The 15,653-nt window shown below is 38.5% G+C and carries 14 protein-coding genes, 1 tRNA gene, 1 other RNA gene and 1 riboswitch; of the genes, 3 read left to right on the forward strand and 13 right to left on the reverse strand.

The window, feature by feature from the left end; translation table 11 throughout:
- Position 1: 1 nt before the first annotated feature.
- The 3 genes from A7A69_RS11880 to A7A69_RS11890 all read right to left on the reverse strand — a co-directional run bounded on the left by A7A69_RS11880 (position 2) and on the right by A7A69_RS11890 (position 2,304).
- Complete coding sequence (locus A7A69_RS11880) at positions 2–655, reverse strand: urea amidolyase associated protein UAAP2 (protein WP_152877753.1); 654 nt, start codon at positions 653–655, stop codon at positions 2–4.
- Between the two features lie 13 nt (positions 656–668).
- The gene (locus tag A7A69_RS11885; RefSeq protein WP_152877755.1) at positions 669–1,406 is read right to left on the reverse strand and encodes an urea amidolyase associated protein UAAP1; all 738 of its coding nucleotides are present in this window, start codon (positions 1,404–1,406) and stop codon (positions 669–671) included.
- Between the two features lie 29 nt (positions 1,407–1,435).
- A riboswitch (guanidine-I (ykkC/yxkD leader) is annotated at positions 1,436–1,543 on the reverse strand.
- A 260-nt stretch (positions 1,544–1,803) separates the two neighbouring features.
- Complete coding sequence (locus A7A69_RS11890) at positions 1,804–2,304, reverse strand: hypothetical protein (RefSeq protein ID WP_152877757.1); 501 nt, start codon at positions 2,302–2,304, stop codon at positions 1,804–1,806.
- 441 nt (positions 2,305–2,745) lie between these two features.
- Here A7A69_RS11890 and A7A69_RS11895 point away from each other — a divergent pair, with 441 nt between their 5' ends.
- Entirely contained in the window at positions 2,746–4,086 is a 1,341-nt protein-coding gene (locus A7A69_RS11895; RefSeq protein ID WP_120368755.1) for a CitMHS family transporter, read from the forward strand.
- A gap of 58 nt (positions 4,087–4,144) precedes the next feature.
- Here the strand turns inward: A7A69_RS11895 and cysN are convergent, their stop codons facing one another.
- Entirely contained in the window at positions 4,145–5,758 is a 1,614-nt protein-coding gene (gene cysN / locus A7A69_RS11900; RefSeq protein ID WP_152877759.1) for a sulfate adenylyltransferase subunit CysN, read from the reverse strand.
- 71 nt (positions 5,759–5,829) lie between these two features.
- Complete coding sequence (gene cysD, locus A7A69_RS11905) at positions 5,830–6,738, reverse strand: sulfate adenylyltransferase subunit CysD (protein WP_004990602.1); 909 nt, start codon at positions 6,736–6,738, stop codon at positions 5,830–5,832.
- Between the two features lie 339 nt (positions 6,739–7,077).
- Here cysD and A7A69_RS11910 point away from each other — a divergent pair, with 339 nt between their 5' ends.
- On the forward strand, positions 7,078–8,472 hold the full coding sequence (locus A7A69_RS11910) for a cobyric acid synthase (protein ID WP_152877761.1): 1,395 nt from the start codon (positions 7,078–7,080) through the stop codon (positions 8,470–8,472).
- Between the two features lie 178 nt (positions 8,473–8,650).
- Here A7A69_RS11910 and A7A69_RS11915 read toward each other — a convergent pair whose 3' ends face one another.
- From A7A69_RS11915 to coaD, 6 genes are all read right to left on the reverse strand, one after another.
- On the reverse strand, positions 8,651–9,442 hold the full coding sequence (locus tag A7A69_RS11915) for a CREC-EF hand family protein (protein WP_152877763.1): 792 nt from the start codon (positions 9,440–9,442) through the stop codon (positions 8,651–8,653).
- A 30-nt stretch (positions 9,443–9,472) separates the two neighbouring features.
- Entirely contained in the window at positions 9,473–11,758 is a 2,286-nt protein-coding gene (locus A7A69_RS11920) for a TonB-dependent hemoglobin/transferrin/lactoferrin family receptor (RefSeq protein WP_152877765.1), read from the reverse strand.
- A 300-nt stretch (positions 11,759–12,058) separates the two neighbouring features.
- A tRNA-Met gene (locus A7A69_RS11925) sits at positions 12,059–12,135 on the reverse strand.
- A 62-nt stretch (positions 12,136–12,197) separates the two neighbouring features.
- An RNA gene (gene rnpB / locus A7A69_RS11930) (RNase P RNA component class A) lies at positions 12,198–12,589 on the reverse strand.
- Between the two features lie 27 nt (positions 12,590–12,616).
- Complete coding sequence (locus A7A69_RS11935) at positions 12,617–12,880, reverse strand: YfhL family 4Fe-4S dicluster ferredoxin (RefSeq protein WP_010588836.1); 264 nt, start codon at positions 12,878–12,880, stop codon at positions 12,617–12,619.
- A gap of 1 nt (position 12,881) precedes the next feature.
- Complete coding sequence (gene coaD, locus A7A69_RS11940) at positions 12,882–13,373, reverse strand: pantetheine-phosphate adenylyltransferase (protein WP_152877767.1); 492 nt, start codon at positions 13,371–13,373, stop codon at positions 12,882–12,884.
- 158 nt (positions 13,374–13,531) lie between these two features.
- Here coaD and smpB point away from each other — a divergent pair, with 158 nt between their 5' ends.
- On the forward strand, positions 13,532–14,008 hold the full coding sequence (gene smpB / locus A7A69_RS11945; protein WP_120368750.1) for an SsrA-binding protein SmpB: 477 nt from the start codon (positions 13,532–13,534) through the stop codon (positions 14,006–14,008).
- 53 nt (positions 14,009–14,061) lie between these two features.
- Here the strand turns inward: smpB and A7A69_RS11950 are convergent, their stop codons facing one another.
- Both A7A69_RS11950 and A7A69_RS11955 read right to left on the reverse strand, forming a co-directional pair.
- The gene (locus A7A69_RS11950) at positions 14,062–14,736 is read right to left on the reverse strand and encodes a hypothetical protein (RefSeq protein WP_152877769.1); all 675 of its coding nucleotides are present in this window, start codon (positions 14,734–14,736) and stop codon (positions 14,062–14,064) included.
- A gap of 124 nt (positions 14,737–14,860) precedes the next feature.
- Positions 14,861–15,640 (reverse strand): PD-(D/E)XK nuclease family protein, encoded by a 780-nt coding sequence (locus A7A69_RS11955; protein ID WP_152877771.1) that lies wholly within the window; start codon positions 15,638–15,640, stop codon positions 14,861–14,863.
- Between the last annotated feature and the right edge of the window lie 13 nt (positions 15,641–15,653).

The raw sequence follows: 15,653 nt of genomic DNA on the forward strand, positions 1-15,653 counted from the left end.
ATCAGATCTCTCCTGCTTCACGTACAAGCAACTGAATTTGAGTCGGGTTATAAGCATTGCATGGGTTGTTTAATTGCGGACAATTTGAAATCAGTACGATCAAATCCATTTCTGCTTTAATTTCCACATATTTACCTGGCGCAGAAATTCCATCATCAAACATTAAATGGCCTTCTGGCGTCACAGGCACATTCATAAAGAAATTAATATTAGGTCCAATATGACGCACGTTTAGCGCATGTTTCAGGGCAATCGGATGCTTGGCCAGTGCATACATGAAATTATTACGGCAACTATGCATCGGGTACTTATCGTGTGCATAACGTACAGTATTACTTTCACAAGAGCATGCGCCACCTAAAGTATCGTGACGACCACAGTTGTCATCATAAATGGTGGCAATTGGGCGTCCATAATTGGTATATAAAATTGAGCCTTTTTCCAGATAAATCTGTTTATTTTGAGCAAGCGTATCGGTAGCACTATAACGCTCATCAGGATTTTCTTGGCTGATAAACAAAGTATCAACCGCTTGATTACCTTCTAAATCGACAATACGAAAATACTGCCCTTTTTTGACTTCTCCCATCCATGCTTCACCCGCTGGGCAAATCTCACTCAATACGGTATTTTCTAATTTTACTAAAACTGTCATGTCAAACTCTCCCTTATGCTGAAACTGCGAAATAGCGTGCATTGTTTTGAAATCCGCGCTGATTTTGCGGGCAGGAATCACGGCATATGTCTTGTTCAGCCAGAGGTAAAGCTTTAAATAATCTGAGTTCAAAATCGGCAGGTTGATAAACATCTGAAGCATCTAGACCGTGTGGCGTATTTGAAAGAAAAACCAAACAGTCCATCTCAAAACGTAATTCAATGACTTGCTGATGATTGTCGGTTTTTACATAGGACAATTCTCCCGCTTGATTAGCCGCCACTTTAGAAAATAAATTTAAGGTTGCAGTTAAATCTTGTTGAGCCAGACCGAATTTAGTCATTTCAACCAATAAACTGTCCAAACCATTTTGATACCTTTCATTTCGTGCATCCTGAAAAGTTTGAATACCATAATGCTGCTCAATCTGTTCGGCTGTACTTGGGCCACAAAGAACATCATTCCAGCCATGATCATCACGAACAATGGAAGCCATAACTCGCCCCAAGTCGGAATACAAGACATGTCCCTGACTCAAAAATGCGGTGTGCTGTGCCTTCAAACTGTCTGGCATATTAAAGCGTTCTAGTTTTTCTAATGCATTTACCAGATATAACGATAAATTTGCATTGTTCCCTAACGACGTGACTTGTAAAACCGAGCCCTTTTGTAAACGTCCTGACCAATGATGACCCGCTGGTAATCGCTCATCCCAAAGCATTTGATTATCATGATAATGTACAGTGTTCATAGCCACTCCTGATCGGATTAGTTCAATCAACCTCCCGGGCTTTTGTCCCTCCGTGTAGTTCTTACGAACCGTCATCTCTCGGACCAGTCATGTTGAATTGTTTAATATTCAACATCGGAACCCTAGATCACTTTTGTATGTTGATAAACAAGAAGCAAAGCACATGCCAATTTAGTAATACTTTTTTATTAAATTGTAATACCAATATTTAAATAATTTATATAACAGTAACTTAGATTAATTTTAGAGAATAAAGATTGAGTCTAAGATCTTGACTCAAATTTTAAAGATCAATGACAGAACGATGATATAAATAAAAAACAGATAGAAAAAATGCCTCATTAAGAGGCATCATCAAAATTAACAGGACAAACTGCGATATTATTGCGTAATCAAATTATCTAAGTAACTCATCAATCAATGCGACATAGTGCAACTGAATATCTTCTGACAAAATTTTGTAAGCACTATCAAATTGAACCATTGGCCAGCCTTCTTTCCAGAAAGGAAAAATATTATGCAAGTCTTTGGTGACAATCGCATCTTCACGAGTAATCGCCTGTGCGATTTGCGCTAGCACCTGCGCCGTTTCAGCACCATCAATTGCAAGATAATCAATACCACGTGCTTTTAAAATTCGGATACGGTCTTTTTTATATCGGATTTTTTTTGCCTGTGCAGGATTTAAACCCAATGCCAGAGTTACAGCTTCTACAAATTTTTCTTCAAAACTATGATTTAAAGCGATAAGTGCTTGTTTATGGGCTTCTTGCCGACCTGCTTTACCCCCATTACGTATGATCTCTTTCGCTTCAACATCAAGCTCGTCTTTTTTCATTGACTGTAAAATATCTAAAATTTCGATATCCGTTAAAGATTCATGAGATCTGTCTGACATGGGAGGCCTTGAAAAAAATGAAAGGACTATTGTCGCATAAAAGCGGTGCCAAAGCAGAATAAAACTCAATGAAAAAACGAAGTTTGTGCAGCTTTTTTTCATCGCTTGAGCATGCAATAAATACTGATTTTCATCATTCAGAGTCAAAAGTATCACTCATGTTTTAGCATTTTACCTATGGCATTGAAAATACTCTCACCATTTCAACTTGAAGATCAAAGAGCATGAAATAGATTTTTACTTTAGCCGCTCTCACTGGTGAAAACAAAAATGCGCCATTAAAGGTGAAAAATAGTTTAAAAAAAAGAAATGATTCATTAACTTTAGTCTTAACGATAAATTATGTAATTGCATTTTTTAGAAAAATTAATGAATATATACTTTGTTCAAGTTAAGTGAACACTTTAATAAATAATAACTTTTGGGCTAAGGATTGCGTACATGCTTACTTTTTTAGGTATTAGCATGATCATGTGTTTTATGTATTTGATCATGACAAAACGTCTCAGTGCTTTGGTAGCACTTATTCTCATTCCAGTTATTTTTGCCCTGATCGGTTGGGGGCTTGGGTTCCACATTGACAGCTTAAGCCACATTGAAGTGTCAATGTTAGGCGAAACCATGTTGGAAGGTATTAAGAAACTCGCACCAACAGGCGTCATGCTACTTTTTGCCATTATGTATTTTGCCTTGATGATCGATTCAGGCTTATTTGATCCATCTATCAAATGGATTTTGAAAATGGTCAAAGGTGACCCGCTTAAAATTACATTAGGTACTGTTTTTTTAACCCTAACTGTTTCTTTAGATGGCGATGGTTCAACCACCTATATGATTTGTGTCGCAGCGATGATGCCACTCTATAAACGTATTGGTATGAATCCATTGGTAATGACCTGTCTCATGCTTCTATCAAGTGGTGTGATGAACCTCACCCCTTGGGGTGGGCCTACTGCACGTGCCGCGAGTGCGTTACAAGTCGATGCCAGCCATGTGTTTATCCCCATGATTCCATCTATGCTTGTGGCAATTATTTGGTTATTTTTCCTTGCGTATCTCTATGGTAAACACGAACGTAAACGTTTAGGTGTCATTAGCATTGATGACATTAGTCATGCAGACAACATTAGCATTTCTAAAGATCCTGAAGCGCAACGTCCGCATTTACGCTGGTTCAATGGAATTTTGACCATCATATTGATGGCATCATTAGTAAAAGGGATTTTACCAATGCCGATTCTATTTATGCTCGGTTTCTGTATTGCGCTCGTGGTGAACTATCCTGATCTACATATGCAGAAAAAGCGTATTGCAATGCACGCTGATAGCGTACTGGCTGTTGTCGGTGTTATTTTCGCAGCTGGAGTTTTCACAGGAATTTTAACTGGAACGGGTATGGTCGAATCCATGTCAAAACAGTTTGTGGCACTCATTCCTGCAAGTATGGGGCCGTATATGGCACCCATTACAGGCGCTCTCAGCATGCCTTTGACATTCTTTATGTCCAATGATGCGTTTTATTTTGGTGTACTGCCTATTTTAGCCGAAGCTGCAACGCATTATGGTATTGAGCCTGTTGAAATCGCACGTGCTTCAATTGTTGGTCAACCCATTCACTTACTCTCTCCTTTAGTACCATCCACGTATTTACTCTGTGGTCTGGCCGCAGTTGAATTTGCTGACCATCAAAAATTTACTTTAAAATGGGCTTTTGTGACGTGTTGTGTTCTGATGGGAAGTGCTTTGGTATTTGGCGTTTTTCCATTAATGAGTGTGATTTAATTCTATCTATCCAAAAAAAACCTCCTAAATTTAGGAGGTTTTTTTTTGATCAAGTCAATTACAAACGAACCAATTCCACTACCTGATCGGCTACTTCTTCTACAGTCTCAGCCGTAACATCTGCATCTGATGCTTCTGTAATGGTTGTAATCACAACAATACCCGTTTCACGAAGTAAGTTGATTTGATCAGCAGTCAAATCTGCTTTGGCAATTGCGACAACACCTTGCTGAATCAATAAGCTTTCAAGTGCTTGTGCTTTCTCAAGGATTTGTGCTGATACACCAATCACCGCTGGTTTTTGACCTAAACGCGCCGCACGATCTTCGGCAGTTACAGGATTATTGCTCGCAGTCCATTCAACCGCAGCTTCCACCATGCCTGCACCAACCGTTACATTACTTAAACGGTCAATAAAGATGAAAGAACCTGTATAGCGGGAATCTTGATAACGATCAAAGACGACAGGTGCATCGAACTCGACTGTCACATCTGCAATTGCATTCAGCTCAAGCTCTTCTACCTGAGTATGCTCAAGGGTATTTACATTGACACGATAATTAATTTCAGTCACTTTGGCAGGTACAGTTTGTGTACCAATTTTGACATTGTACAACTTACCTTTTACTAAAGGATGCTCAGTCATCCACACCACAGAGGCACGTACACTACGTGAAATCAATGGCTGTTCACCAGCACGGACTAAAATGTTCCCACGAGAAATATCAATTTCGTCATTTAACGTCAAGGTAACGGCCTGACCTGCAATCGCCTGTTGAAGATTGCCATCAAAAGTCACAATCTCTTTGACCGTCGATTTTTTACCCGATGGCAATGCAACAATCTCATCGCCAACATTGATTTCACCGAGTGCAATTGTTCCCGCAAAACCACGAAAATCCAGATTTGGGCGATTTACGTATTGGACAGGGAAACGGAATTCATGTTTATTTGATTCACGTTTAATTTCCACAGATTCCAAAATGTTCATCAAGGTTTGACCCTTGTACCACGGCGTACTTTCCGATGGATTTACGACATTATCACCATTCAAAGCTGAAATCGGGACAAATAAAATATTCTCTGGACGGCGATCACCCAATTGGTTTACAAAGCCATCGTATTCAACCTGAATTTCATTGAAAAGTGCCTCTGAAAACTCAACCAAGTCCATTTTGTTAATGGCAACGACGATATTTTTAATACCCAATAAGCTGGCAATAAAAGTATGACGACGGGTTTGAGTTTGAACACCATAACGGGCATCGATCAAGATAATCGCAAGGTCAGCGGTTGACGCACCTGTTGCCATATTACGGGTATATTGCTCATGCCCAGGTGTATCCGCAATAATGAATTTACGCTTTTCTGTAGAGAAATAACGATAAGCGACATCAATGGTAATGCCCTGCTCACGTTCAGCTTGTAAACCATCGACAAGTAATGCTAAATCAGGTGCTTCGCCTGTCGTACCGACTTTCTTACTGTCGCGGGTCACAGCCTGCAATTGATCTTCATAAATCAATTTTGAATCATACAACAAACGCCCAATAAGGGTACTTTTACCATCATCGACATTACCACAAGTCAAAAAGCGCAATAAGTCTTTTTGCTCATGTTGTTTTAAGTACGCCAGAATGTCCTGACTAATAAGATCTGACTGATGAGACATGCTCTAACTCCACAAATTCTGAAATCTTTTCCTAAGCTCCCCTCTTTTTAAGAGGGGTTGGGGGAGATTGATTAGAAATAACCTTCCTGCTTTTTCTTTTCCATTGAGCCCGCTTCATCATGGTCAATCATACGACCCTGACGTTCTGAACTTGTGGCCAAAAGCATTTCCTGAATAATCTCAGGCAAGGTATCTGCCTCAGATTCCACCGCACCCGTTAATGGGTAACAGCCGAGCGTACGGAAACGTACTGATTTCATTTGTGGAACTTCGCCTTCTTTTAAACGCATACGTTCGTCATCGACCATGATCAGCGTACCACTACGCTCAACCACAGGACGAACCGCAGAGAAATAAAGAGGAACGATTTGAATATTTTCTAAATAGATATACTGCCAGATATCCAGTTCAGTCCAGTTTGACAATGGGAATACACGAATACTTTCGCCTTTGTTTACTTTACCATTGTAAAGATTCCAAAGCTCTGGACGCTGATTTTTAGGATCCCAACGGTGCTTACTATCACGGAATGAATAAACACGTTCTTTAGCACGTGATTTTTCTTCATCACGACGCGCACCACCAAAAGCCGCATCAAACTGGTATTTATCCAGTGCTTGTTTGAGGCCTTGAGTTTTCATGATATCGGTATATTTCGAGCTACCATGATCGAATGGATTAATGCCCGCGTCACGACCTTCTTTGTTTTGATGCACGATCAAATCAAAGCCATGGGTTTTAGCCATGTTGTCACGAAAGGCGATCATATCCTTAAATTTCCAGCCTGTATCCACATGTAATAAAGGAAATGGCAATTTTGCAGGATAGAAGGCTTTCAGTGCCAGATGCAGCATCACCGCAGAATCTTTACCAATCGAGTAAAGCATCACTGGGTTTTCAAATTCGGCTGCAACTTCACGAATAATGTGAATACTTTCAGCTTCAAGCTGCTTGAGATGGGTTAATCTATCTTCAGTCATGTGCATCTCCTTTCCAGTCCGTTTTAATCATTAAGCCGCCAAGTAGTTTTTCGTCACAACTTGCGCCACCATATGGAGGAACGAGTGCCATAACAACTCCAAATTGAAAATTCGACATAGCTCACCAGATTGGCCTTATGCTAGATCTGGAAATAGATATTCATTATAGTGATTTAAACAGCATTTACTTTGCATGTTTTTTCATATCGATATCTAATTTAATCATATGTAAAACATGCTGGATGAGCTGAATTTGACCACTACGCTGATCGTAAAATAGCGTATTATGCCGTAGCCACCTGCTTCTGCCTACCCGATTTTATTGATAAGCATATCAGTATGAGACATATTTCAATTTTTGGAACTTCCAGTGACGCTGGAAAATCCACCATGACCTTTGTGATTGCCAAAATCTTACAAGATACAGGTTTACGGGTCGCGCCCTTTAAAGCACAAAATGTCTCCAATAATGCACGGGTTTGTGATGATGGCAGTGAAATTGCAATTGCCCAGTCGTTTCAGGCTGAAGTTCTTGGTATTGCGACATCGTATCATCTCAATCCCATATTACTAAAATCTGGCTCAAATGGTCGTGCTTCAGTCATCGTTGAAGGCAAAGTCATTTCACAGCAACATGTGCTTGACTATTACCGCGATCTGAATCAACTCAAACCTGCGGTAAAACGATGTTTTGATTATCTAACGGAGCGTTATGATTGCGTAGTAGCAGAAGGTGCAGGCAGTCCAGTTGAACTCAACTTAATGGACAAAGATCTTTCTAATATCTTTATTGCTGAAACTTACCAAACCAAAATTATTTTAATCGCTGACATCGAAAAAGGTGGTGTATTTGCTTCAATCTGGGGAACGTATAACTTACTCCCCGTTCCCCTACGTAACAACGTCATTGGTGTGATCGTCAATAAATTTTGTGGTGATTTGTCTTTATTTGATGAAGGCATCGATATTATTCAGGAACAATTTAAAATTCCAGTTTTGGGCGTTTTGCCATACATGCCGTTTAATCTTGGGTTTGAAGACAATGCCAGTCTGCAAAATTTCGTACAGCAATCTGGTCAGCATAAAATCTCGATTGGCGTCATTGCCTATCCTTATATGAGTAATTATAACGACTTTGAACCCTTGATTGCCGATGACGAGGTTTTACTGGAATTTATTCATAGCCCCATTTCTTTAGAACGTTTTGATGTGGTGATACTTCCTGGCTCGAAATTAGTGATTCAGGATTTAAACTGGTTAAAACAAAATGGCTTATTTGAACAACTGCAACAACGTAAAAAAGCGATTTTTGCAATTTGCGGTGGTTATGAAATGCTATTTCAACAGCTATATGATCCTCATCAGATTGAAAACCCACAGCCAACCATCGCGACAGGTCTACGCTTGATAAATGATGATATTCACTTTGCTCAAGATAAAATTTTAGCGAAAAAAACCTATTCAATTTTTGGCATGCAGATTGAAGGATTTGAAATGCATCATGGGATAAGCCACAAATATCCACTGTATTTTCAAGATAAATATATTCAGGGAACTTTTATTCATCAAATTTTTGATCACAATGCTTTTCGGACACAATACTTAACTTCGATCTGTTCAGATTATCAGGGTTTTGATTTCCAACAATATAAAACTGAGAAAATTGAAGATTTTGTCGGGCAATGCCGTGATCGTTTAAACGTCAATTTAATTTTGGATGCGATTCAAGAGTAATTAGATTTTTATGTTCCAGTTTCTCTATTTATCTTTTTGATTTTTGATTTTTGATTTTTGATTTTTGATTCAGCTTAATTTTATCTACACCACAATTTTTGACCGTTTTTGCTTAAACTAAAGTACAAAAACGGCCAAGTATCGATTCTATAAAAACATCACAAGATTATATTTTCAGTTAAATTCCTTTCAATACACGAGCTGCAAAAGTTTGAATATCTTTGGCCTGAATTGTGGTTTTGCCATGACTGATATTTTGGAATTGCTGATTAAAAATCTCATTATATTCTTTACGTGCCTGAGCCAAATGCTCGTCATAACGCTGAGTAAATTCACCCACATATTCATCTTCAGATAGGCTGAGATCTTTATTGGTATCTGTTAAGAAAAATTGTTGATCACGATGGGTTAAATAGTCGCCTAAGGTCACATAGTTTTTATTGTTATTGGCATACATTTGAATAAATTCATTCGCATTAGCTGCCATTGGCATCGACAATGGAGATTTTACTTTAAAGCCATCGTGTGTACCTGTTGCGGTGGCCTCGTTCTTAGCATCTTCGGCAGTAATAATACCATCCTGATTTTTATCAAATTGATTAAAGGTTTTAAGGCCAATTTCCTGATATTCCTTTAAGGTAATTTTGTCGTCTTTATTGGTATTTAATACACCAAAACGAACATGTGCCTGTTTCAACGACATGTCACGGCGCTGCTTTAATACAGGCTCCAGTCTGGCTTGTTCATACTGCACATATTGTTGTTGATTCACTTGTTTTTGAGTTTTAAATAAATCTGCATAGTCAGCCGCGTAGTTTTTAACAAAGGTTGCGTTGTTTGGATTTTTATCCTGTGGATGGTACAACGCATAAAGGCCATAAGCCTGTGTTTCGATCTGATGATCTGGCGCAGCCATTACAAATGAGCTAAAAAGACTGCAAGCCAAGAGGGTAAATTTAATGTGTTTCATGATGATGTCCTATACAATCTCTGATAATAATTAATATTTAAATTCAACACTTGCGACAACATTGCGGCCTACCTCGGCAGAACGATCACGCAATGCATTAATGCTTCCACTGGTACTAGTCGCGGTATTTAATGTGCCTACACTTGAATAATTCCAATAGGTTTTGTCAAAAATGTTATTTAAAGAGACATTGAATTTCATATTTTTATTGACGTTCCAATAAGCGGACAAATCAAATACGGTATACCCTTTCACAGGAATATAGTTTGAGTTGGTTGAATAGGTACTCACATCCTGCGATGCGGTTTTACTATCCACAGCAGTCGTTGTAAACCCAAGACCGTAGACATGCTCAGGATCATCATAAGCAAGTGTTAGACTGGCTTTTGCAGGAGTAACAGAGTTTACCCCACTCTTTTTGCCATCATTATCTTTGGCACGACCTCTGGTTTTACCTGCAACCAACGCTACACTAAAACCATCTGCATCATGAATAAAATGTCCAAGATCTACACGTGTAGAAAGCTCCCCGCCCCAAATCGCAGCTTGTGCCAGATTTTCTGCTTCATAACATAAAAACACGCCTGTAACGGTACATTCAGATGGCGGTAAAGATTTATAATCAATGAAATTATCGTATTTGGTATAAAACCCAGTTAAATCCAGTTTTATCCCTTCAATCGAATCATTTCTTAGCCCTATCTCAAATGCATCACTGGTTTCCTCTTTTAAATCAGAATTACCAGCCAAATAATACGAGTTAGTTGAGGTCGTCTGGAAATAACTGCCTAACTCTGTTGCACTTGGAACACGTGTACCACGAGTGTATTTCGCATAAGTGTAATTGTAAGGCGTTAACTGATAACTAAGTGACAATCCTGGCGATAAATAATTGAAATCTTTATCAGAAAAACCTGCATAATTTGAATTTTCTGGTTTAATTTCTTGGCGTTCTGCACGTAAAGACGGGGTCAATCTTAAAGCACGATCGAACACATCAAAAGTCATGCTATCTGACACATAAGCAGCGTAACGATTGACTTTAGAATCAGACAAATAACTTCCCTGATATAAAGTTGATGAAGTTGGAGCACCATTACGCAATTCTTTACGATCACTTGAATATTTTTTTTGATCCACTAACAGACCATATTCAAAATGATGCACACCAAGATATTTTTCGGCATCGAGTTTGATGCCCGTATTTTCTTCTTTAAAGGTATTATTGACATCACGATAATAAGTCGCAGCTTTATAGCCAGTGCGTGTATCATTATGTGATTCCTGATACCAAGCTTTGGCTTTCAATTGATCGAATAAACTAAAGTTACTTGGCTTAAATCGATAATCCAGACTGTACTGTTCGCGTTCAATATTTTGGTTTTGTGTACCATCTCCATAAGTGATCCCCGTATAGGTAGAACCATCCATCTTACTAATATCATTTTTCTTTTTATAATAATCCGCGGTAAAACCAAGTTGATGCTGTTGATTAATGTCCCAGATGATACGACCTAAAATAGCATCAGATTTCCAGTCAGCAGGGAATTGTTTTGTATCAGAATTACCCTGAATTTCTTTACCATCACGATGTGCATAAGCAATCAATGCTTTAAGCGTATCATTTCCAATAGCTCCCGTTACCGAACTTAACCACGCTTCATCTGCCGAGCTATAGCCCGCTTTCGCAGTTGCGGCTACATTTTTCCCATCTATCAGATAATCTTCAGGTGATTTAGTCTTGAATGAAACACGTCCACCAATCCCATCTGTTGAAGCACCCGTTGTACCTGATTGGATATTCACTGTTTGAAACATTTCAGGTTCAATATAATCACGGCCTGCTGCACTATTTCGCATACTTGCACCTGTCCAAGTCGCAACAGTTGAATCTGCGATATCAATACCATCAACATCTAGCCCTACCCGATTACCATCAATCCCACGAATGTTATAACTACTCGTACCTGAGCCCGCATAAAAAGCACTCGCCCCATTGGCTGCAAATGGAGCACTCACCAAAGGCAAATATTTCACAATACTTGCCATATCTGTTGCACCTGTGCGATCTAAATTATCTCGACTAATGCTTGTCACAGAAGAGGGAATTTTATCTTCCTTTTCGGCGTACACCGTAATAACAGAAAGCTTAGTATAGTGATTTGAATCAGCCGTTTTGCTTTCTTCTGCCGCCAAGAGACTCGTGGAGACTGGTACCATCAACATGCCAAGACATACAGCTAAATAATGCGGTTTCAATCGAATTTGCGGATTGACCTTATTTATGGACGTGAACTGATTCTGAGGACGATACATAACCCACCAATAAATGATAAAACTAAAGATAATGATTACTATTCAATAAATTAATTTATGCAGTTTTAGGCCTGATAAATTGCAGGAGAAATAAAGAATGAATAGACTTAAATGAGAATGATAATCAAAAATAATAATATTTGCTACAAAAAATCATAGAAAATTTACATCATGATTAATTTACAAGCATTTATAGATTCAATGACTTAAAAGATCACGATAAATATTATTTGAATAATTTTCACACAAACCAAGAAAATTGACATAAAAAAAGACCATGCAGGAGCATGGTCTGTTAAATGGTGGCTATGACGGGACTTGAACCTGTGACCCCAGCATTATGAGTGCTGTGCTCTAACCAACTGAGCTACATAGCCGAAAACTGTGCGCGCATTATCCAAAGTTATCTTAGATACGTCAAGCAAATTTTTCATAAAATTGGTGAAGTGGACCTGTAAGCCGGGTTCTGTCGAGGACGATCATTCCTCTAGGCGTACAATCACTCATACGCTCAAGCGACCTACCCGAATCCAGTACGGGCCGTACCTCAGGATTCCTATTTGGTCTTGCTTCTGGTGGGGTTTACCATGCCGTGAACTGTTACCAGACACGCGGTGCGCTCTTACCGCACCCTTTCACCCTTACCTAATCCTACCTAGCCTCCCTTTATTAAAAGGAGGAACGGAGGAATTGGCGGTCTACTCTCTGCTGCACTTTCCGTCGACTTTCGCCGCCCAGGCGTTACCTGGCACCCTGCCCTATGAAGCCCGGACTTTCCTCCCCTGCTTCAGTCACGAAGACCTCCACAGCAGCGACCGTCCAGTCCACTTCAGGAGCGCATAGTAGCAAAGATTTGGATTAATTGCTTGTGCTTTTTTGATCAATTAGTTTTTGATACTTTTGCAAAAGCTCCCCATGTGTTTCAACATGGTCAGGGTCTTTAGGAATGCAATCAACAGGACAAAATAGTTGACATTGCGGTTCATCAAAATGTCCCACACATTCAGTACACAGATCTGGATGAATCTCGTAAATCACGTCGCCCATAAAAATTGCCTCATTTGGGCATACGGGTTCACAGACATCACAATTGATGCATTCATCAGTAATAATTAGTGACACTCTACCAACCTTGTTGATGTTTGCGTTCGAAGGCTTCCACCACAGCTTGCGGGACAAACTTGGCGACATCTCCTCTTAAACGCGCAATTTCACGAACTAAAGTCGATGAAATAAAGGAATATTGTTCAGACGGCGTTAAAAACACTGCTTCAAAATGTGAATCTAATTGACGATTCATATTCGCCAATTGAAATTCGTATTCAAAATCAGATACAGCGCGTAAACCTCGTAATACTGCTGTTGCCTTTTGTTCGCGAAAAAAATTGACCAGTAAGCCATCAAATCCAACAAACTCAACATTCGGTAAATGGCTTAAAGATGCTTTGGCCAACGCGACACGCTCTTCTAAACTAAAGACAGGGTTCTTATGATGTCCAATCGCAATGGCGACCACAACTTCATCAAACATTCGTGAGGCTCGAGTGACCAAATCAATATGTCCATTGGTGATTGGGTCAAATGTACCTGGATAGATAACACGTGCTTTAGTCATCCATTTTTACTCTAGTTTATTTTCTGAGAGTTGTATTCTAGCAAATCTTGATTTCTTAGCGAAGACATCGCATCAATAAGCAACCTGATTAAAATGAAAAAACTTCACCTCTGTCACTGTTTCAGGCACAATAGCTTAACTTTGGAATTTTTAAGATTATGGCGAAAGCAGTAGTAGTGAAGAAAAATAACGGTGGCACCATTGCGCAAAATAAACGCGCGCGCCACGATTATTTTATTGAAGAAAAATTTGAAGCAGGTATTGCGCTGCTGGGTTGGGAAGTAAAATCTTTACGCGCAGGTCGCATGAGCCTGACCGAAAGTTATATTATTTTTAAAAATAGTGAAGCCTATTTGTTTGGTGCACAGATTCAACCGTTACTTTCTGCATCGACCCATGTAGTACCTGAAGCCACTCGAACTCGTAAGTTGTTATTGTCTCGCAGACAAATTGAACAATTGATGGGTGCAGTCAACCAAAAAGGTTATTCTTGTGTGCCTTTAGCGTGTTACTGGAAAGGTCATCTGGTCAAACTGGAAATTGCGTTGGTGAAAGGTAAGCAACAACACGATAAGCGTGCGACTGAAAAAGACCGTGACTGGCAACGTGATAAAGCACGAATTATGCATAAATAATTCTCTTACATTTAAAGAGCTTTGCATTAGACAAAGCTCTTTAAATAGACTGCTTAAACAGTTTCTTCTACTTCAACACGTCCGAACTTTGCAATTGCAGCTTGTACAATTTGATCAAAATATGGATGGGCTTTTTCAATTTTATTCAAAGCATCTACGATTGGAGTAAGTGCATCTGCCAAATTATCATTTTCATAGCTATCAATAAAAACTGCTGGTTCAATACCATCTACCACTAAATACCAACTGCCTTTATTTGCATTATATTTAAAGCCTAATTGTTCAATCTGTGGCTTTAATTGATTTTGCTCATTAGCAAAGGCTTTCCAATCTTTATTAGTAGATTTCAAAAAATTAGGTTGCCATGGATAGAAGGTAAAAACTATATGCTCTACATCATTTTTTAAGAAAGTACTTAACCACCACTGATTACTATCACACCCGATTTCCTCACTTTCGCAACCTAAAGAATATCTTGCATAAAAATTTTGATTAAATTTATTTGAATTTACTACTTTCCAGTTACTTGGTGCAAAAGCCAGATAATCTGCTGAAAAATTAAAATATCCATCCCATTCCCCATCTTGAAAACTTTCAACTTTGTCTTGAATGACATGATCTACTGTTTCAAAAAGTTTAATCGTAATTTCATCATTGATCATCCCGTTTGCTTGTTCCAACATCTGAATATTTTCAATAATTAATTTTATTGCATTGATATTACTCATTATTCTATCCCAAATAAAGTAATTAGATTTAATTAAATGTTTTAATATGATCAGCAAACTGCTTTGCTAACCATGCCCCACGATTATTTGCATCCTTTCGGTTTGCATATTGATATAACAATTTTTAAATTGTTAACCAAGACATTGCAATTAATCTATCTTGCTCATCGTTACGCAAATTTTCATGAATTAATTTAGTAATCTCATTATCATCATTTAATAACGCTGCTTTAATATCTTGCTCATTTGTTGATAAATGACCTGTATTTGTCAAATAAATGACAGCCCAGTCTTTACTCGCATTTTTAGCTTTCAACATTGCTTCTCGGTAGTACCGTTTAAGTTGATCCACACCTTCATTTGCATAAATTTTAACCTCAATAAATAGTAAAAACTCAGGTGCATCAATTTCTATATCTACTCGATTTTCCAAATTACCGAGTGGACAGCATTCATCTATAGCTGAATAATTAGCAGGCTGATATTGGTGAAATCGAGAAGGCAATAATTTCAGGAACATTAATAAAATTTCATTTCCTTGTCCATGATCACCACGACAGTCCAAAAACCATTTTAAGACTGGGCTATTTCGTACTTCCTTTGTTCCTAAACCCGCAGCTTTCCAAACATTTAAAGCAAAACCCTGCTTTTTTGCTGATTGAATAGGTTCTGCTGCTATCTTAAAGTTATGAAAAAAGTTCTTTAAAGCTACACTATCTACAAATAAAGGTTGTTCTACTATATCTTTAATTGGAGGTAAAACACTCCACTCGTTGAAAAATAAGTTTAGTCTTTGCTCAAAAGAAAGTTGTTCCTGAACCACCTTCTGTTGTTGCTCTATTCTTTTCCAATCATTAAAGAAGTTTATTAATTGATTAGAAGAGTCAAAATCATTTAAAAACATTTCCCCACATCCC

Origin of the sequence: Acinetobacter guerrae (assembly GCF_009372255.1) — a bacterium.
Classification (GTDB): domain Bacteria; phylum Pseudomonadota; class Gammaproteobacteria; order Pseudomonadales; family Moraxellaceae; genus Acinetobacter; species Acinetobacter guerrae.